Origin of the sequence: Terrimicrobium sacchariphilum, from assembly GCF_001613545.1 — a bacterium.
Classification (GTDB): Bacteria; Verrucomicrobiota; Verrucomicrobiia; order Chthoniobacterales; family Terrimicrobiaceae; genus Terrimicrobium; species Terrimicrobium sacchariphilum.
In genome coordinates this window covers 751,986-769,585 of the sequence record NZ_BDCO01000003.1, presented here as the reverse complement: position 1 = coordinate 769,585, position 17,600 = coordinate 751,986, and the positions used below count along the sequence as shown (strand labels likewise).

The 17,600-nt window shown below is 57.6% G+C and carries 25 protein-coding genes; 5 read left to right on the top strand and 20 right to left on the bottom strand.

Annotation, left to right across the window (positions count from 1 at the left end; genetic code table 11):
- Nucleotides 1-88 precede the first annotated feature (88 nt).
- From TSACC_RS22185 to TSACC_RS21020, 5 genes are all read right to left on the bottom strand, one after another.
- A complete protein-coding gene (locus tag TSACC_RS22185; protein ID WP_075081407.1) occupies nucleotides 89-553 on the bottom strand; it encodes a hypothetical protein in 465 nt (154 codons plus the stop codon).
- Entirely contained in the window at nucleotides 550-1,956 is a 1,407-nt protein-coding gene (locus tag TSACC_RS21035) for a hypothetical protein (protein WP_153811573.1), read from the bottom strand. The genes TSACC_RS22185 and TSACC_RS21035 overlap by 4 nt, the downstream gene beginning before the upstream one ends.
- A gap of 164 nt (nucleotides 1,957-2,120) precedes the next feature.
- Entirely contained in the window at nucleotides 2,121-2,597 is a 477-nt protein-coding gene (locus TSACC_RS21030) for a terminase small subunit (protein ID WP_075081405.1), read from the bottom strand.
- Nucleotides 2,598-2,909: 312 nt separating this feature from the next.
- Nucleotides 2,910-3,200, bottom strand: a complete 291-nt coding sequence (locus tag TSACC_RS21025; RefSeq protein WP_075081404.1) for a hypothetical protein — start codon at nucleotides 3,198-3,200, stop codon at nucleotides 2,910-2,912.
- The gene (locus tag TSACC_RS21020; protein ID WP_075081403.1) at nucleotides 3,197-4,114 is read right to left on the bottom strand and encodes a hypothetical protein; all 918 of its coding nucleotides are present in this window, start codon (nucleotides 4,112-4,114) and stop codon (nucleotides 3,197-3,199) included. Before TSACC_RS21020 ends, TSACC_RS21025 begins: the two co-directional genes overlap by 4 nt.
- Here TSACC_RS21020 and TSACC_RS21015 point away from each other — a divergent pair.
- Nucleotides 4,113-4,868 carry a DUF2971 domain-containing protein gene (locus TSACC_RS21015; RefSeq protein ID WP_075081402.1) on the top strand — a complete coding sequence of 252 codons (756 nt, stop codon included), beginning with the start codon at nucleotides 4,113-4,115 and terminating at the stop codon, nucleotides 4,866-4,868. The two genes, TSACC_RS21020 and TSACC_RS21015, sit on opposite strands and share 2 nt — an antisense overlap.
- A 14-nt stretch (nucleotides 4,869-4,882) precedes the next feature.
- Here TSACC_RS21015 and TSACC_RS21010 read toward each other — a convergent pair whose 3' ends face one another.
- The 11 genes from TSACC_RS21010 to TSACC_RS20965 form a co-directional block, all read right to left on the bottom strand.
- Nucleotides 4,883-6,898, bottom strand: a complete 2,016-nt coding sequence (locus TSACC_RS21010; RefSeq protein WP_075081401.1) for a DNA cytosine methyltransferase — start codon at nucleotides 6,896-6,898, stop codon at nucleotides 4,883-4,885.
- Nucleotides 6,898-7,089 (bottom strand): putative quorum-sensing-regulated virulence factor, encoded by a 192-nt coding sequence (locus TSACC_RS21005; protein WP_075081400.1) that lies wholly within the window; start codon nucleotides 7,087-7,089, stop codon nucleotides 6,898-6,900. The genes TSACC_RS21010 and TSACC_RS21005 overlap by 1 nt, the downstream gene beginning before the upstream one ends.
- Nucleotides 7,086-7,415, bottom strand: coding sequence for an Asp23/Gls24 family envelope stress response protein (locus tag TSACC_RS21000; RefSeq protein WP_075081399.1), 330 nt, complete (start codon nucleotides 7,413-7,415; stop codon nucleotides 7,086-7,088). Before TSACC_RS21000 ends, TSACC_RS21005 begins: the two co-directional genes overlap by 4 nt.
- Nucleotides 7,416-7,463: 48 nt before the next feature.
- Nucleotides 7,464-8,279, bottom strand: coding sequence for a DUF2303 family protein (locus TSACC_RS20995; RefSeq protein ID WP_075081398.1), 816 nt, complete (start codon nucleotides 8,277-8,279; stop codon nucleotides 7,464-7,466).
- Nucleotides 8,280-8,309: 30 nt separating this feature from the next.
- Complete coding sequence (locus TSACC_RS20990) at nucleotides 8,310-8,657, bottom strand: YfdP family phage-associated protein (RefSeq protein WP_237764045.1); 348 nt, start codon at nucleotides 8,655-8,657, stop codon at nucleotides 8,310-8,312.
- Between the two features lie 57 nt (nucleotides 8,658-8,714).
- The gene (locus TSACC_RS20985) at nucleotides 8,715-9,089 is read right to left on the bottom strand and encodes a hypothetical protein (protein WP_075081396.1); all 375 of its coding nucleotides are present in this window, start codon (nucleotides 9,087-9,089) and stop codon (nucleotides 8,715-8,717) included.
- A 2-nt stretch (nucleotides 9,090-9,091) separates the two neighbouring features.
- Nucleotides 9,092-9,988 (bottom strand): PD-(D/E)XK nuclease-like domain-containing protein, encoded by an 897-nt coding sequence (locus TSACC_RS20980; protein WP_075081395.1) that lies wholly within the window; start codon nucleotides 9,986-9,988, stop codon nucleotides 9,092-9,094.
- Complete coding sequence (locus TSACC_RS20975; protein WP_153811571.1) at nucleotides 9,985-10,860, bottom strand: recombinase RecT; 876 nt, start codon at nucleotides 10,858-10,860, stop codon at nucleotides 9,985-9,987. Before TSACC_RS20975 ends, TSACC_RS20980 begins: the two co-directional genes overlap by 4 nt.
- A gap of 243 nt (nucleotides 10,861-11,103) precedes the next feature.
- Nucleotides 11,104-11,418, bottom strand: a complete 315-nt coding sequence (locus TSACC_RS20970; protein WP_075081393.1) for a hypothetical protein — start codon at nucleotides 11,416-11,418, stop codon at nucleotides 11,104-11,106.
- 2 nt (nucleotides 11,419-11,420) lie between these two features.
- Nucleotides 11,421-11,588, bottom strand: coding sequence for a hypothetical protein (locus tag TSACC_RS22020; RefSeq protein ID WP_153811570.1), 168 nt, complete (start codon nucleotides 11,586-11,588; stop codon nucleotides 11,421-11,423).
- On the bottom strand, nucleotides 11,585-11,794 hold the full coding sequence (locus TSACC_RS20965) for a helix-turn-helix domain-containing protein (protein WP_075081392.1): 210 nt from the start codon (nucleotides 11,792-11,794) through the stop codon (nucleotides 11,585-11,587). The genes TSACC_RS22020 and TSACC_RS20965 overlap by 4 nt, the downstream gene beginning before the upstream one ends.
- 43 nt (nucleotides 11,795-11,837) lie before the next feature.
- Here TSACC_RS20965 and TSACC_RS20960 point away from each other — a divergent pair, with 43 nt between their 5' ends.
- Together TSACC_RS20960 and TSACC_RS20955 are read left to right on the top strand one after the other, a co-directional pair.
- Entirely contained in the window at nucleotides 11,838-12,101 is a 264-nt protein-coding gene (locus TSACC_RS20960; protein WP_075081391.1) for a hypothetical protein, read from the top strand.
- Nucleotides 12,102-12,415: 314 nt separating this feature from the next.
- Nucleotides 12,416-12,628, top strand: a complete 213-nt coding sequence (locus TSACC_RS20955) for a hypothetical protein (protein ID WP_075081390.1) — start codon at nucleotides 12,416-12,418, stop codon at nucleotides 12,626-12,628.
- Between the two features lie 8 nt (nucleotides 12,629-12,636).
- Here TSACC_RS20955 and TSACC_RS20950 read toward each other — a convergent pair whose 3' ends face one another.
- Nucleotides 12,637-12,792, bottom strand: a complete 156-nt coding sequence (locus TSACC_RS20950) for a hypothetical protein (protein WP_153811569.1) — start codon at nucleotides 12,790-12,792, stop codon at nucleotides 12,637-12,639.
- 217 nt (nucleotides 12,793-13,009) lie between these two features.
- Here TSACC_RS20950 and TSACC_RS20945 point away from each other — a divergent pair, with 217 nt between their 5' ends.
- Together TSACC_RS20945 and TSACC_RS20940 are read left to right on the top strand one after the other, a co-directional pair.
- Nucleotides 13,010-13,363: a hypothetical protein gene (locus tag TSACC_RS20945; RefSeq protein WP_075081388.1), complete on the top strand. Its 354-nt coding sequence runs from the start codon at nucleotides 13,010-13,012 to the stop codon at nucleotides 13,361-13,363.
- 21 nt (nucleotides 13,364-13,384) lie between these two features.
- A complete protein-coding gene (locus TSACC_RS20940; protein ID WP_075081387.1) occupies nucleotides 13,385-13,684 on the top strand; it encodes a DUF6794 domain-containing protein in 300 nt (99 codons plus the stop codon).
- 112 nt (nucleotides 13,685-13,796) lie between these two features.
- On the opposite strand, the gene TSACC_RS20935 is transcribed toward TSACC_RS20940, so the two are convergent.
- The 3 genes from TSACC_RS20935 to alsS all read right to left on the bottom strand — a co-directional run bounded on the left by TSACC_RS20935 (nucleotide 13,797) and on the right by alsS (nucleotide 17,595).
- Nucleotides 13,797-14,309, bottom strand: coding sequence for a type II toxin-antitoxin system VapC family toxin (locus tag TSACC_RS20935; protein WP_153811568.1), 513 nt, complete (start codon nucleotides 14,307-14,309; stop codon nucleotides 13,797-13,799).
- A gap of 1,173 nt (nucleotides 14,310-15,482) precedes the next feature.
- Nucleotides 15,483-15,911, bottom strand: a complete 429-nt coding sequence (locus TSACC_RS20925; protein WP_075081384.1) for a carboxymuconolactone decarboxylase family protein — start codon at nucleotides 15,909-15,911, stop codon at nucleotides 15,483-15,485.
- A gap of 25 nt (nucleotides 15,912-15,936) precedes the next feature.
- Nucleotides 15,937-17,595: an acetolactate synthase AlsS gene (alsS, locus tag TSACC_RS20920; RefSeq protein ID WP_075081383.1), complete on the bottom strand. Its 1,659-nt coding sequence runs from the start codon at nucleotides 17,593-17,595 to the stop codon at nucleotides 15,937-15,939.
- Nucleotides 17,596-17,600 lie beyond the last annotated feature (5 nt).

The following is a 17,600-nucleotide window of genomic DNA, read 5'->3' as shown; positions in this document are numbered from 1 at the left end:
CGTTTCACCGGCAATGAGAGTTGCCCGCACACCCTTGCGGCTTGCCGCCTGCTGGCGCTGATCGCTCGCCGCCTGCTGCACCTCTGCATTAGTCGCGGTGGGCGGCGGGGGAATCGGGTCCGCCTTCGGGGGATCGGGAATGACGATATTCGGAGCCTGCGGGATCTTGATAGGCTTTTGTTCCGGTGGCTTTGGAGCTGATGGCGAGCGCATGTCTTTCGAAGGATTCGAGGCTATGGAAACGGAGGCCGGACTTTATTCCGCGCTCCCAGCCAATCCACCTATGCCGAAACGGGATAATTTGCAAGGCTGTATTGACTGCGCCCGCGTAGGCCGCGACGTACCAAGCGTTACGCTCCCCCTCTGGAAAGACATACCAAGGGTCGATGATTTGTTCATGCGTGGCCCAGCGGTTGACCTCCCGGCCCATGATGAAGGCCAAGGGAGTGCTGATCACCCAGCCGTATTGCAAATGGGCGTCGAGTTCCTCTTTGAACGACACCCGCACGGGATGCGTTTGGTACATCGCATGAACGATCTCGGCGGGGCTCATCGCTTCACGACCAGCCGCCGGCGGGCTGGCTGAAAATAGGCGTCGACCGGATCAACTGGCCGTGACGTCTCCCCTCCCCGCTTCACGACCAGCGAGCGAGCCTTGTACCCTCCGGCGTCAATCATCCCGTGCATGTCCGCCTCTGCCATCATACGGAGGGCGTCCGAAGCATGGCTCGACCAGTCGTGTACCGGGTCATCAGAGGCCTTGCCGCTGCCGCTCTCTGTGCGCGTGTGATAGTTGGTCAGCGCGTCAATACCTGGCTCGCACGCTGGAAGCCGGAATGCCAGCCGCGGGAAAAGCTGCCGGAGGTGATTGATTCCCACCCACACATCAGCCGTGCGCGGGATAACCTTGATGTTCGTCAGCCCCACGCTCGCCAGTTCACTCTGGAAGGTCCGCCCGCTGCGCTCGGTGACCGCTGCGTCATGCGGCAGGTAGTTGTTGCCCAGGGGATACCCTTTGCTCTTGATGCGGGCCACGCGCTGCACTGGAGTGAGGTCTATCGGGTTGTCATCCGTCGACATGTCCACGTCGATAACGCGAATCTCCCGCCCTACGAACTGGACGTACCAGACGACAGTATTGAGCGGACTGCCCAAGTCCCAGAACGTATGAACGAGCCCGGAGCCGTCCACGGGGAAAGCACAAATGCGCCCCTCCGCCCGGGCCTTGTCGATGTACGAGGCATAAATGGCCCCGTCGATCGGTGCGCGAAAGCACTCATCAAACGTAGTGGGAAACTCGCGGTAGATGAACGCCCCGAGCGACGCCCACCGCTGCTTGTACCAAAGGCGTTGCCCCGGGGTGAATCTATGCCCTGTCTCGGCCTCCTTCTCGGCAAAGTACTGCATGAGCTCCGGCTCGGTGACTTCCGGCCCCTCCCGGGTATAGGTGGGATCGTTGTACCACGGGAAAAAGAAGACGAGCCAATCGTCTTTCGTCCGTTTGTCGGCTGGTACCGACTGCGCCTCTTTCACGAGGTTCCAGAGGTGCCCCTTACGCCCTCCCTTCCAGGTCGTTTCAACGATCGTCACGCCATGCTCTGCGGAAGGTAGAGCACCGGTGAGGATTTCCTCCGATCGCTTCGGGTCGTCTGCCTGAATGACGCCCCACTCTGAGACGTGGAGGATCTGATTCGTTCCGCCTCGGGCGTTCTTGCCGGCGTAGATAGCGCTTCCGATGAACTTCCCTGATGCAATCTGCACCTTCCACGACTTGTCATTGTCACGAACTACGACAATACGCGACCTGATCTCATCCGGCATCGAGTTATAGGCAACCTTGATGATGTTCTGCAGCTTCTTGCTCGCGTCATCCTCGTTCCGGTCGACGATGCTGATTTGTCGACCCGCGTTGAAAATCGCATCATCAGCCGCATATATGCCGATCGCGGTACTCATGCCAAGGCGCCGGGCCTTCAATATGATGATTTTCCGATACCCGGCCTCAAGAGCCTTGAACACCTTCATTTGCTCAGGGCGCGGATGGAATCTCCGAACCTGCCCCGTCTCAGCGTCCTTGATGGAATACAGGTTCTGTAGGCGCCAGAGTTTATCTCCGAGGCTCATTTCGATCCTCCCAAAAGCTTTTCGAGGAATTCGGTCAAGGTGTCTCCAGCCTCAACGACCTTCTTTTCTGGGACATCCCACCCGAGCATTTTCGCCAGGCGTTCGGCTGCCTGTAGCTTTGGGGGAATCTTGATCTCCCGCATACCCTCAGTGAACTTGAACGACTGGCAAAGCTTATGCTCCTCATCCACCATACCCGCCGGGGTTCTGATCACTTCGGTGAGGAATTCAAGAACCTCCTGCCGTGTTGCAACTAGGTCCGATTTGGCATTTTCGGCCACTTCCCAGCGTAAGGCCTCAATAAAGCTCGCGACCTTGGGGTTCTTTAGGAGTTTGCTCCCCTCTGTCTCGGCGGTTTTTTCAGAACGGCATCGAGGAAACGCCTCAAAGTAAGCGGCTTTTGCAGTGGCTCCACCTACAATGAGTTCGGCGAACTTCCGTTGCCTATCATTCAGTTTTTCCTGCGATTCCATGCGGATACGTCAATACACGCTTGACAGGGTGTTTTCGAGTAGATTAATCAGCGAAGCGCTAGCGGAGCGTGCGACGGTTGGCGTCATCAGAGATTCTTCCCTCTGGGCTTTCCCTCTCTCTACCACTCTTCATCATCTTCTCCGTTCGGATTCCTTCGGAATTTCAGTTTATCGATCAGGTCACGAGCCCGGTCCAGGGCATCAAAGCAGGCGTTCCCATCGCCAGATAACACCTCCTCGAGGATATCAATTGCCTCGTCCTTTTCTTCTGTGTGTGCGTATTCGCTGAGCATAGTCGTTTAGGGTGGTTGGTTACTTCGTGAACCTTGCTGCGAGCCACTTCCGCAGCTCGTGGTTGGGTGAGATTTTGTTGATTCGGCCACTCTGACCGGTCTGCTTGTCGCAATGCGGGCAGCATGGGTCATGCAATGCCTTCGTCATCGCGGCGGTTGTCACGCCGTACTCGCGTCCGAGTTCGACGGGCTTCATCCATTTGGCCCCGGGAGGCGTAACGGTGAAGCCAAGGGCCTCGAGGATGGCCCGCATCTTCGCGGTCATGTCATCGACGCTGCGAAAGCTGATGGTCGCGCTGTCGTCGCTCATCGCTTCTGCGCCCTACGGTATTCGGATTGCACAGGCTCGGGAGCGTCAGCGTAGGCGATTCCCGCCTTTTCCGGGTACTCCTCTGCGACCCATGCCGCCCAGCCTGCGGGATCTGGCTCTTTCGGCTTCTCGCCCTTCGGGGCCTTGCCGCGTGGCGCATCGTCCCAAATCAGGTTCTTTGCGCCCTTGGCGATGCTGAAGGCGATTACCTCTATTGCCCGGGACGCACCCCGCCGCCCGCATTCGTGCAGTACGGCTGTTTCCTGCCCTCGCGTCATGGGCTTCTCAAGCTCGGCCAGATGAGCGCGCCAGTCACGCCAGGCGGCGCAAAAGGCCTTGTCTTGCCTCAGGACATCCCGAACGGGATCACCACCCGACAAAGCTGGAGCGGGAGAGGGTTCGCGTTGCGCTCCGCTCTCTCTCTGGTTCTGTTGGGTTGGGTTGGGTTGGGTACGGTCGGACGGTGTACGGACGTCCTCCGCCTGTCCGTTAGATGTCCCTTGGACGTCCTGCGGTTGTCCGGTGGACGTCCGGCGGACATCTTGCGGAAATCCCTCGGATGTCTCCCGTCTGTCCCTCTGACGGGCGGCGCGTTTCCGCTCCTTGTCCCGTGCTCTTTCCTCGATCAGCTTTCCCGCGTAGTCAGCCCAATCATGGACGTTCATGCCGTCGAGCCAGCCGACCTCTTGCAAAGCGTTGAGGAAGCCGTCAGCGTCCCCCGACCATTCAGCCGCCGCGCCAATCTCATAAGAAGTGTAAGCCGACAAGTCCCCATCGGGAGCATAGTCAAGAGTCCACCACCATAAGAGGTGCAGATGCCCAATTGCCTGAGCTTTGTTGATTTTCAGCCGCCCGGCGAGCCGAAGCGTCTTCGGGTGCCGTGCGAGTTGTTGATGAGATTCTATCCAGGCCATGATTCTAAAGGGCTTGATGCCCGACTTTGCCTTCTGCTATGGCCTGACCTTCGTGATCCTTTACAGATACCTGTCGGCAGAGAATGCCCTGAAGAGCCTTCAGACGAACCGATTTCGCGTGAGCCCGCTGGGGATGCTCAACGACATCTTCGATTGCGCACCGTTGATCGTTAGAGAAAAATCGCAAGGCCAGGAAAACCCTGAGAAAGATTTCTGGTTTACGGATTTCGTTTTCGCCCAGCTTGGCGTAATTTGCTTCAGCGAGGAGTGGGATAATCTGCTCCTTTGGGCACACTACGGCTCTGGATATAGTGGCATTGCACTCGGATTCGAATCCGAAGAGCTGGCAGACACTCACAGAAAGCCATTCCTGCGAAAAATCGACTACAGTTCTAACGACCGCCCTATCGTAGTCGAAGATGAAATATATAAACTTCCAGACACTGGCGGAGCGAGGCGCGATTACCTCATTGATCGCTATTCTAAAAAGGGAAGGAATTGGGAATACGAAAAAGAGACTCGCTTGTTCGTTCCATTCCTTGATTGCAAGCCGATCGGAACGGACTTCTTCTGTGAATTCCCACCAACTTCGCTGAAGAAAGTCATTCTCGGTCCAAAGTGTAATTTGGGCCGGACAATTGTTGAACGATCTCTCGAGTTTAGAAGTGACGGGGGCTTCTATGAAGCTCAGGTACTGAAAGCAGTCCCCAAGGAAGCCACGTTTGGCCTCGAGGAAGAGCATGTTTGGCTTTAGCCACTCTTGATTCTTCACGCCGCCCGCTCTCCCTTCTCCCAGGCTGAGAGCTCCGGGACGTTCGCGGAAACCAGAGCGGCCGCGATTGGCGGGCAAACCGAGTTGCCGCACATCCTGACCTGAGCGGCCTTCGAGAGCCGCTTTCCGTTAATGATCGGGGCGATGATGTACCCGGGCGGGAAGCCCTGCGCGGCGTAAAGCTCGTGAGGCTCGAGCATCCGCATTCCGATATCAGCGATCGCGTAATCTTCTCCGCCGACTGTCACCAATCCGACCCGATCTTTCGCCGTGACGGTGTGCATCGGCTCGGTGGGAGCGAATCCGTCTTTCTCGTTCCCATAGTATTTGATGAGGAAGGCGCGAACCTCGGCGTAATGCAGGCCCCCAGCCTGTACGGTGTGCAATGGCTCATCCGACGCCTGGCCGTGCTGGCAGGTGCCTTTGAGCTTCGCCAGATGGGACGTAACGAGCCCCGTCTTTCCTCCCCCTCCCGCGGTCACCGTGCCGACCGGGGCCGAGGTTGAGCTCCCGACGCTCTCGCCGAACTGGCGGACGATGTTCGCCGTCACAATCGCGTTGCTGTCCCGCGTCTTGACGGTGGGCGCTGCGCCGTCCAGAGGCGCGCCCTGCACTTCTCCTTCGTGCCGCTCGCTTTGATGCTTCGCGAGAAAGGCCGTGCACAGAGCCGTGTGATTCTCCGTCGTCATGGTGCCGTGCGGCTGGTCGACGGGCTTAGGCTTCCCGCCGTATGTCGGGCCACCCGCCCCGATGAGCGTTGCCGAGACAACCGCGTGTTTCTGGCCTCCGGCAACGGCTGTCCCGAGCGGCTTCTCGATGCCAGGCGCGCGCGGAGCTTGCCCTTCTCGCTCTCCGTACCCGGTTTGGACGAGCGTTGCCGCCGCTACCGCAAAATGCCCGCCTTTGACGTTCGCGCATTGCGTCCGCAAAGGCTCATCCAGCGCGATATTCCGTTGGTTGGACGAGTTCGCGTGTTCGGTCACAAACGGCGTGACGAGCGAGAATTCCGGCGAGGCCAGAACGGTAGGCAATGGCTCCTCTGTCGGATGCTCCCCGCGTCCCCGCTTCTTCCCGGTCTTGTCCCGCTCACCATGGGCCACCCGGGCGACGAATGGCGTTGCCATCCCGTACCCATGTTTCGAGGTGATCGTCTGCAACGGATCTCCGAGAGACTGGCCGCGGAAGCCTTCGCTCGCCCCGTGGTTCACCTTCACAATGAAGGGCGTCGGCGAATCGATTACGAATTTCTGAATGCCCCGGGCAATCCGGCGCATCGTCGCTTCAGCAAGAGGCCGCTCCCGCTCAAAGATGGATCGGGTCGGGATGCTCCAGTCAATGCACTCCGCCGCCGTGCGCCATGGCAGTAAGCGCCCCGCCCGTACGCCCTCGCTGTTCGGCGCGCCGTGAGTTGGCTCCGGCCACACGATCGGGCGACCGTCCCGCCTGGCGATGAGAAAAAGCCTCTTGCGGATGGTCGGAGCGCCGTAGTCGCAAGCGCGCAACTCCCGATGTTCGACGGCATACCCGAGCTTCTCCAGTTGCCTTACGAACGAGCGGAACGTCTGCCCGGCGCGCTTCTTGCACGGCGACCCATCGGCGAGAAGCGGCCCCCAGGTGCGGAATTCCTCGACGTTTTCGAGGATCATCACTCGGGGCGAGACAGTTGCCGCCCATCGGATCATGACCCACGCGAGGCCGCGAATTTTCTTCGAGCGAGGCTTCCCTCCCTTCGCTTTCGAGAAGTGTTTGCAATCGGGGCTGAACCACGCGAGCCCGACCGGGCGACCGTTTGTCACCTCGAGGGGGTCGATGCTGAACACGTCCTCGCAATAGTGGCGCGTCTGCGGATGGTTCGCCGCGTGCATGTCGCAAGCCTCTTCATTGTGGTTGATGGCGATATCGACATTTCGCCCGATGCCGAGTTCGATACCCGTTGAGGCTCCGCCGCCGCCGGCGAAATTGTCGACGATCAGCTCGTCGTTAAGGTCCAGTCTGAATTGGTCGCGGATCATCAGTCTTCAAAGATGTGGTCGGGGCATTCGGATTTGATCGCTGCCCATGAGTTTTGGATGTAGCCGGACACGCCGGGATGACTGCACCCCTGCTCTTTCAGCCAGACGAAATAACTGGCTGGCACGTCGGCCATGCGCTTGCCCTTGTGCTTCCCGAAGGGCATCGGGTCTTCGTCGGTCAGGGCGCTCATTCGACGTTCTCCGGCCCCTCGACTTTAATATTCACATTGATCCCTGATGCCTCACGGATGGCCTTTGCGATATTCTCCTGTACCTCTGCCGTGATCTCTGGCGCCGGGCCGTCAGGAATCCGGATAGACGCCTCGAGCTGAGGCTTCATGAAAAGCCCGACAGGGAGCTCGAGATTCAGGCGAATCGCGACCGTATTCGGGCCGGTAGTCGGTGGATTCTTTGAAACGGCAAGTGTCGGCTTACCATTTTGGAAATGCGTCCCAAGCCCAGTTTTTTTGAATAACTGCGTTACCGACAGGTAGCATTGAAAAGAGAATGTCTCCATGGGAAGGGATGGCGGGGCAGAAATCACCTACCCCGCCGGGGTTGATGGTTAGCGATAGACCGGAAGTCCGGTTTGCGTGGCGATGGCGCCGAGAATCACGTTGAGCGCCTCCTCGATAGCCTCCTCGACGAGTTGAAGCTCGTAGGTGAATACGGGCTTGTCTTCGTCGATGCGCGGACGGAGGAACGCCTTGATTTGCGTTCTCTCCCGGTGCCGCTTGAACGGCTCCAGTTCGACCGTGAACGAGTTCGGAAGATCCACGCCCGCCTTGCCACCCTTCAAGCTCTGCTCCTGATTGAAGGAGAGAGTATTCGAAGCGCGGCTCCCGCGAACGATGCTCTTAACGGACAGGTTGCGGGTCACGTGGAGTTCTTGAGCGAGTTCGAGGATCTCGGCCGCTGACGGCTCTTTGATCTCCCGGGAACGCTCCTCGAGGAACTCGGCGAAACGAGCCTGCGCGAGCTGGCGGCTGTTCGAATCAATCCACTTCCGCAGCGGCTCGCTGTGGGTCACGTTGAACGAGACGCGGTGATCGTGCCAGGCGAGCTTAGTCTCCGAGCGATGATCGAGTTCCGCCGTGATGACGTACCCGGTGCTGTTCGCGGTGACGTAGATGCTCGAGTCTGCCGACTTGAACCGCTTCACGTACTCGTTGAAGGCTTCGAGCGTCGCAACCTCTCGCTTCTGCGGAAGACGCTTCGGAGCTTCGAGCAAATGCTCGAGGTTCTTCAACTCTCCGCTCGCGGGGTTGATGAGGTGAGGAATACCCTCGATGCCTTCAACGCGAACGTTGGCACCGAGGCCGGCGAGGAATCCCGCGGCGGCGTTTGTCGTCGCTTCGGGAAGGGTTTCAATTACTGACATGGCGTTTTGCTTTTTCGTTTTGCCTCCGCCTTACTGAGCGGCGGCAATGGGCGGGGCTTGCTGCCCGGCCTCGGTTTTCCCGCCTTCGACTTCCTCAAATGCAAGGTCGCCTTGGTTGGGATCGTCGCGGGATACCCGGCCATCTTCCGTTGTGAAGAAGAGTGCCGACTTGCGGATCGGGTTCGCGGTCTTCAGCGTGATCGAGTCTTCGATCTGCACCGTGTCACCGTCCATATCCTGCGGACGAATTTTCAGCTTGTAGGTAAGCTCGGCAGTCTTGCCCGTGATGCGCACCTGTTGAACGGCGCGCGCCAAGGCCTCGTCGAGCTCCGACACCGACCCGCGCTTGTTAAGCTGGCCGATAGTCTGAATGAACATGCTCATTTGCTATTGTTCTCCTGTTGGTTTTTCTCCGGCACTGCGCCGGAAAAGTCGTTAGCTCGCGAGGCCACTTGCTCCGCGTTTCGCCTGGCACTCCGGGCAATCGCACTTGTCACCGAGTTGCTCTTGAAGCTCGTAGAGCCGCTTCAAAGGCAGGCATCCTTTTTCGATTCTCTCGCGTGTCTCATCGAGGACCTTGGTGAACTCGATAACGTCGTCTGCGCAGATCTTCTCGGGGGATTCAGGCGCAAAGTCTTTCGAGTTGTCCTCGATGTATTCGCGATAAAACTTCGTGTCCTCCGGTTTCAGCACGGCAAAGCATTTGAAGAGCTCTCCATTGATTCGACCTATGATCTCGGCAATTGCACGAGTGCGATACCCCTCGGGAAGCTCCGCGAGGCTGTTAGCTTGGATTTTTGTTATGTTCATGGCTAGAGGCTGGTGCCGAGGAAATCGACGATTTCGCCTCGGGAATATTTCGGGAACTTGATCGGCTCGAAGTCGCTGAAATCGGGCCACTGGTTCCGAGTGAAGTGGTAGGCAAATTGCGGCATTGCCTCTGTGATGAGCTTGCGGGCGTATTGCATCGCGTCGCTCGTCCAGTCGAGCGTGTAGGCGGCTACGCAGTACGGCGCCGTGTTCTCGACTACGACGAAGCTGAAGGACGACTTCTTCAGCCCGAGCGCGCTGCAAAGCATCAGGTAAAACGCGGCTTGGATGTGGTAGCCAAGGTCCCAGGCCGATTTCCCGAAGGCTTTCCCCGAAGCGTCGCGGCTGGTCTTCAGGTCAAATAGGTACTCTGTATTGTTGGAGAACAGGTCGACTTCGCCTTTGCACGGGTAGCCTTCGATCTCCGCTTGCAGCACAGCCTTCTGGCAGTACTTCCAGACATCCGTCGTCTTCTCGTCCTTTTCGAGCGCCTCACGCATCGCCAGGACGGTCTGCTCCTGCTTCGCCGTCAGGATGTCTTTGCCAGCATTCGCCGATTCAAAGGCTTCCATCGCCGCTTTCCCTGCATTGGTGCGCAAGTTGAGTCCGGCAGGGGCAACCGCGAATTTCGACTCGAAGGCTCCAGGCTCGAGGATCAGGCAATCAAGCGCCGACCCGAGAAGCAGCCCTTCCGTCTTCTCCCCATCGTTGCGGGTGTCAAACCAGTGCTTAAACTTCCGGGGACAACCGCCACCGACCATCACGATTTCAATCCACTTTTTCAGGGTCGACTGATTGATCGACGGCAGGCGGTCGTATTGCTCCCGGGAGAGGCCCCGGAGTATCCCGGGGCCAAGGTCCAGCGGTTCACCTTGAGCGAGGTAAGGAAAGGCCTTCATTTCCCAGCCCGGTCCTCGTCTTTGGCTTCCTTGATGCGGATGAAATCAAGGATCTCATCAAGCCCTTCCTCGAGGACCCGCTCGCACACTTCTTCCGGCAGCTGCGGAACGATCGTGATTCCATCAGCAACCTTGCCGGGGTCGATACGACGAAGCCCAGAGACAAAGCGCTCTTGAGAAAAGTCGAGGTCACGAAGAGCAACGGCGAGCTTTTCGCGCGCGTTCGCCGGAACGAATACCGGCTCCTTTTTCTCGGGTGCAGGCTCCGGCTTTTGCTCCTTGGGTTCCAGAGTATTCTCTTCTGCCACTACGGGGGCGGGGCCTTCGGGCTGAGGCTCGGTGAAAACTGGCCGAGCCTTTTGCTTTACAGTCTTCTCCTCAGCGGCCGCGCGCTCGTTCATGCGCTCGATATCGTCATCCGTCACAACGCCGAGAACGATCTCGGGACAATACCGGCGAGCCCACTTAACGGCGCCGGAGTAAACGAGCTTTTGCTCCGGGTCTTTCCGCCACATGTCGTTTCCTGTCTTGGCTTCGCCGACAGATAGAGAAAGCTCGCTCGCCTCTTCATCGCCAGGGAATTTTCCGGAAACGGTAATCGTAAAATCATCGCTCCCTTTCTTTCCCTTGAACTCGTATTTCAGCCGCCCCTCGAGGCCCGCACGGGCGTTGACGACTGCGGCGATGAGTTTGCCTTGATAGGCCAGCTTCCCGCCTACGACGTAGGTTTCCGGCATCACCGCGAATGGGTCCATCCCCCAGCGAACCGATTGATTGACGATCAGAAAGCAGTTTCCGCGAACTTGCTCAGGTTCGAACACGCCTTGCTTATTCCGCCAAAGATGTTCCGGCAACAGGCTTGCCGCTGCCATCGCTCCAGCGATGCGGTAAAGGTGATCAAACCGCGCGGTATCGAAAAGATGGGCCAGCGGCCCGCTATCCTCGACGACTCGAAGTTCTCGGGTGGGTTTAGGTTGCGCAAGTGCGCTCTGTGTGGTTGTACTCATGTGTCGTTTTTTGATTTGCCCGCCTTGGTTGCAGCCTCGGCGGGCGTTTTTTTGAAAGTGTCTGTCTTGACTCTTCCGCGAGAGTCCGACGGGGAACGGAAGGGAGGTTTAGTCTTTTGTCTCTACCCGGCCACCGCCGAGGAGGTTGCGGACTTCGCGCTCGAAGTCGCTTTTGAGCTTGGCGAGGATGTCTTCCGCCTCGGCGTATTCCTCGTCGGTAAGGTCGATCTCGTCGCCCTCGGCGTACAGATATTCGCCTGTATGCTGGAGTTCCAATCCTCCGTATCGAGTAGTCCAGTGTTTCTCTTCCACGTCTTGCGACACGGTGGCGATCAGGTCGCCCTTTTTGCCTGTCGTGATCTCAACGGGGAACTCGTATTCGATGCCGCTCTCTTCGCGGATAATGAATAGGGTTGCGATCATGGCTAGATTCCTTTCTTGGGCTTGATGCGGCGGGTATTGCGTCCGTCGTCATGGCCTTTGGTGTATCCTGCGGCGAAAAAGCAGACGCAAAGGACAGCGACGAGAACGAGAGCGATTTCGAGAGCGCTCGACGGGTTGAGCGGATACTCGGTCATGGTCGCGAGGATCATTGCAGCAGCCCTTTCTTGATGAGCGCACGTGTCGGAGCGTTCGCTCCCTGAGCACGTTGCCGGTTGCGATATGCCGGAATGGCCGAGGGCTCGATGACCCATGAGCGGCCTGCCTTGTAGGCCGGAGCGATTTTGCCCTTGTTGCACTTCTGGCGCACCGTGAACGGCGCAAGTTTCAACTCGGCGGCGGCTTCTTCGACGGTCATTTTCCCGTTGCCTCCCCGGCGGTTGAGTGGTTGCCTTCGACGGATGAAACTTCCTCCGTGGTTTGATCCTCGCCAGATTTACCAGCTTCAAGGGACGATTCGCCGCGAAGGGCAGACCCAAATGTTTCTTGGCGATCTGCAATACGACGAAGGGCAATTCTGGTTTGTTCAGGAGTGGCAGACTGTAAACGGGACAAGAATCCCCGCAGTTCGCTGGAATCTGGACGCGCAACTCTTAGAGCCTCCTGTAGCTCCGAATGCAGAGTGGTATTATCCCAAGACTTTGGAAATGTCCCAAGAATCGTAAGTCCCGGACTGCGCGGCTCGAATGGCGTTGGATCGCTCATTTCGACGCGGCCTTTGGTTGTGGTGCAATGTCCTGCTCAATCAGCCATCGGACGTAATTTGAGAACGACCGGCCTTGAGCCTTTGCCTTTTTCTTCGCCTGCTTGGCGAGAGGTTCTGGCATTCGTATTGGCGTCAGCTTCATGCGTCAGATGTATAACGCATGTATAACGCTTGTCCATCGCTTTTTTACAGAAATGTCACAAGCGATACCTTCTCAATTGCCGCAACGTTGCTTGACAATGTATAACACAACGATATACATCCACTCTTGAAATGAAGACAAAGCAGACCGCAATTCGCCTCCCAGACGACTTGAAATCAGCTGCTGAAAAAAAAGCGAAGTCCGATCAACGGAGCCTCGCCAGCTATATAAAATCCCTCATCGCCCGCGACCTAGGATGGACAATCGAACAGCTTGAGAAATCGGGCGAGGCCGATCTTGCAAAAGCCGCGAATCTGAAAAAACAGGCTTCCCGCAAAAAGTAGCGTCCGCTTCACTTCCCACCTCCCGCCTTGATGGCCTTGGCAACTTCGAATGCCTGGGCACCAGTGACGCGCGCCAATACCCTTTCCGCCAAGTCCTCTTCCTTCAGTTTCCACACCATCGCGGCGATCTTCAGCGCCAGCGGAATTCGAATCTCCCTTTTCATGTTTGGGAGGTTCGCAAGCCACATCGGACATACCATGTCCGATGCCCCTACCATGGGGCATTTTCTTATTCACAGGCTTGGCGCAAGTTGTGAATAACTAGGCACTTACGCACCAATACGCAACCCATCCCACCCGTTCACGCTGAACGACTTCCGCCCTTGTAGACGATTTCTTTTCCGCTTCAGATTTGGACCCTTTCGGTGTTCAATCCGGCCCATGAAAAGACTCCTGCCGCTCGTGGCCCTGCTCGTGGTCCAAGCCGTTGCCTTCGCGGGCGAAACGATCACGCCGGAGCAGGCAAAGGACTACGTCGGCCAAACCGTCACCGTTACCGGGAAGGTCGCCGAAGTGACCGAGCACAACGGGAATATCTTCATCAACTTTGGCGCGAAATACCCCCGGCAACCCTTCTACGGCTTCGTAGCCTCCCGGGACGCCAACTACCTAGACGGCAAGCTCACCTTCCAGGCCCTCCAAGGTCAAACCGCCTCCATCACCGGCGAAGTGAAGCTCTACAAGGGCAAGCCCGAAATCGTCATCACCAAGGAAGACCAGGTAAAGGCGGACTGATTACGCCCCCGACCCGAACGTATGAGCACTCCGAGCGCGTTCGAATCCGCCGTCGCAACTCTCCTCGCGGCATTGCCCGAAAGGGATTCCGCCCTGTTGAAGAAGGCGAACAACTTCGACTTGTCGATGCAGCACCTTGGAATGGGGGCTTGGGTCAGAAACAACCTCGGGCTCTGGGGCGATCACTCGTCCCTGAAAGATGAGATGCGCGCCCACGGCATCAACGACGAAGACGCAATGAGTCACTTCATCATTGCCGGAGCCCGGGCGGTCTTGAACGGTCGTACCGCTGAATCCGCTCTTTCAGAGGATCTCGACTAGATCCTCACGCCTCAGTCCGAGGACTCGGCCAGCAATTCAGAAAGGCGGTCCAGCTTCACCCCCGAACGGTAGCACCGCCCGGGGATCAGGGGTCAAGGCATATCGCGATAAATCACGATTGAGCTGATGCCGTTTCAGACTTCTTGCTCAAATAAGCAACAATCACATCTGGACTGACAACGAAAGGAGTCGTCGAGAGGTCTTGTTCCATCATACAGAGCCGAAGCTGCTCATCTGGCAAAGCGTTCAGCGAATTTCTGAAGGTCAGAATCAAGTCGCAACCCAGAACAGCAGCTTCCGCCGCTACCAGACCGTCATTCAGTAGTCCGTCTCCATCTAGGATTCGCAGAAGCCTTTTTGCGGCCTCGTATGCGAATCCATTATCCAAAGAACCGAGCGGAGCATGAAGAAATCCCCACGAAGGGATTTCTTCGAGGACTTTTCTAGCAATTCCTCCAATAGCTCCACCCTCCCTCAACAGGTCATCCAGCTCTTGAAAAACAGTTGGAGTAACTAGAGGATGAATTTTATTTTTCATCAGCCAGTCGATTGCCGCCTGGCTGTTTTCATCACTGTTCGCTAAAAATAGGAGAACAGACGTATCAATTGCGGAATACCTTCTCACCACGGGACTGTAACATCAAGGCCCGGGCGCGAGCTTCGGCACGTTCACGTTGGTCGTCAGTGTAAGCGCTCACGCGCTCACGAACTGCGTCCGCCGCCTGAAGAAGAGCTTCTCGGGTTAATTTCATAACGTCAGTGGTTGTCGATAAAAGATATTCAGGTGTCAACGACATTCAACCAAATACTTGGAGCGCGCGAGGGGGGCCCCTCGCGCGCTCCAAGTGATTGAACATGAGCAACTAACCCATCGGCCCTAGCCTCCCCTATCAGTCGTCGGCTATGTCCGAATTTTAAAAACGTTTTGTGTTTTGTAAATACAAAACTGTTTGCCCATTGGCGTCCTTCGACCCAACTTTTTGAAATTGAGATACATCCGACGTCGATCCTTACGGATTCCTACGCAAATGACGTCAAGTAAGGTGCCGCCTTCGGGTGAACACTCAAGCCTAAAAAAGCTCCCCTTGCGGCTTCTGTTTCGGCGGAGGAGCGGGCTGAGGCGGAATGACGTCGATCTCCCCGTCTGGCCGTAGTTGGCCCAAAAGCGGGAATCTTGGCTGCCGGAAGTAGGCGGCTTGGTCGGGAGTGGCCGCGGTGGTCACAAGCTTGGCGAGTCGGTATTCCTTCCCCGGCGGAGGCGCTTGGATCACGAACAGGATACGAGCCCCTTCTGGAGCCGCGCACCATTGCAGTTCTCCGTCATCCTCGGCGGTCTCGGATATTTCGACTACATCCTCGGTTGTCTGTGCCAGCAAGCTCCCAGGCTCCCGAAGCCAGAACCTCTTCAGCTTCTCAACGGTGGCGCTTCCAGCCCATTTGCCCCGGTAGTACGCGCCGCCGACAACTTCAAGCTCCAGCTCTTGCCCAGCCCTCCATTCGGCGCTAACCGTTCGGAATCGGTTACACATGTAACTTACGCTCCCCTTCGATGGGGTAAGAAGCAACGGGATTTCGGGGCAATTTTGAGCGAAATGGACACAAACAGACACAGCATTAGATTCTCCCTCTATCACCGAACGACTCGAAATCGTGCGACCCCAAAAGGGTCCGTGGGTTCGAATCCCACCCCTTCCGCCATTTTAAGCCTCCATCATTCCCCTTGGTTTTGATGGTGAGCGAGCTGAGCAACCTTCCGATACCACAGAACAGCTCAGCCTCCTGAGTTCGAAAGCAATCGCTACTTCGCTGGTGGCTTTTGCGGCGTCCCCTCACCGTCCAGATCCTCAAAGATGGATTTGGCTGTGAGCAAGGCATTGGTCGCTGCCGGGAAACCGCAATAGGCGATCATCTGCGTGATGACTTCAACGACCTCTTCGCGGGATGCCCCGCAGCGCAGGGCCGCTCGGATGTGAAGCTTCAGCTCTGGAATCGAGAACCCTTGCACGGTCAGCGCGGCCACAGTGCAAAGTTCACGTGTCTTCAGATCGAGCACGTTCCGGGTATAGAGCTCGGCAAACGGAAAGGTCACATTCACCCAGGCAAATTCCGGCGAGAGCGACTTGATATTCTGAATGTAGGCATCCGCCATCGGCCCCAACTGCTTGCAAATCTCCTCCATGCCGCGCTGGTAAAGCTCGGAATTCTCGTCGTGTACGGGTGTGGACATAGCAGACAGTCAGGCAGGGAGCTTCCTATTGGAGAGCAGCCTCGTGGACTTCCTCCATGAGTGCGAGATTGCCCGAGTAATCAATCGGGATGTTGATGATAACGGGGACCGTCGAGGCAAGTGCCTCGCGCAACGCTGGCGCCAGTTCGTCGGGGTGATTGATCTGCACGCCTCTGCACCCGAATGCCGCAGCGAAGGCGACCACATCGATCTGGCCAAGCGTAATCCCCGCCGTGCGTCCTCCATAATGCGCCTCTTCCTGAAACGCTACCATGTCATAGGAGCCACTATCCCAGATGAGATGGACAAAGCGGCTGCCGATCCGCCTGGCCGTCTCCAGCTCTGCAGCGCTGAAAAGAAATCCTCCGTCTCCCGAGAGCGAGATAATCGGCGAGTCGGGTCGGGCAATGTTCGCGGCGATGGCCGAGGGCAACGCCACGCCCAGAGTCTGCTGCCCGTTACTGATCAGGAACTGGCGCGGGAATTTTGCGGGGAAATACCGTCCCATCCAGATGTACATCGAGCCGATGTCCAGTGCGAGGGTGGTACGGTCCGTCACGACCTGGCTAAGCTCGTGGATCACGCGTAGTGGATGGACGGGAAATCCGGAGTAACGGGCGCCGACAGATGCGATCTCTGCCAGCTCAGTATCCGCTTTGGCCACCGAATCGCGATAGTCCGGTGCGAACTTCGTTTTGCCGAGGAGCGGAAGCAAGAGGTCCAGACTGGCGGACAAATCTCCCACGATTTCAGCGTGAGGCAGGAAATTCCGATCCTGATCCGAGGGAATGACGTCGATCGCAATCAGACTACCTGTGCGAGTGGAGTTCCAGAGCGACGTATCGTACTCGATCGGGTCATAGCCGACCGTGATCACACAGTCGCTGTCCTGCAGCAAGCGGTCTCCCGGTTGATTGCTGAATATACCCACCCGCCCCCCGAATTGCGTGCGCTCCTCCGGCCCGGCCCACTTCCCGGCCCCCTGAAAAGTGGACACATAGGAAAAGGAGGTACCACGGACAAAGTCCTGAACAGCCCTCTGATCCCGGGAATCGGACGAGAGCATACCGAGTAGGATGACAGGCTTGGTGCTCGCATTGATCAGCGCCGCCGCCTTTTCGATCTCCGACAAGGCACCCGGCCCTTGCTTGAGCGGCCTCCCGAGCGACGGAGGAATTTCACCCTCAAATGGAGCAAGCCCAATGTCCTTGGGGAGGCTCAGAAATGCGGAGCCGGGACGTCCCGACTCGGCTGCCCGCACGGCATTGCCGAGAATATCACCGAGTTCACCAGGAGTGACGACCTCGGCCGCGAATTTCGTGACAGGTCGCAGTACGCTCACCCCATCGAAGGATTGATGGGTTTGCTTCAGCCGGTCCGCGAGCGGCACCTCCCCACCGATCGCGAGCACGGGACTGCCTTCCGAGGTGGCGGTGAGGAGCCCTGTGGTCAGATTGCTCACCCCAGGTCCGGAAGTCACAAGACACACGCCAACCCGACCCGTCAGACGCCCCATCGTCGCCGCCATAAAAGCGGCATTTTGCTCATGCCGGCAAACGACGAGTTTGATCTTGGAATCGAGCAATGCGATGAAGACCGCATCGATCTTCGCACCGGGAATGCCGAAAACATGGGTGACTCCCATGCTTTCCAGCATGCGAACGAGAGCCTCAGCACAAGTCATGGCGA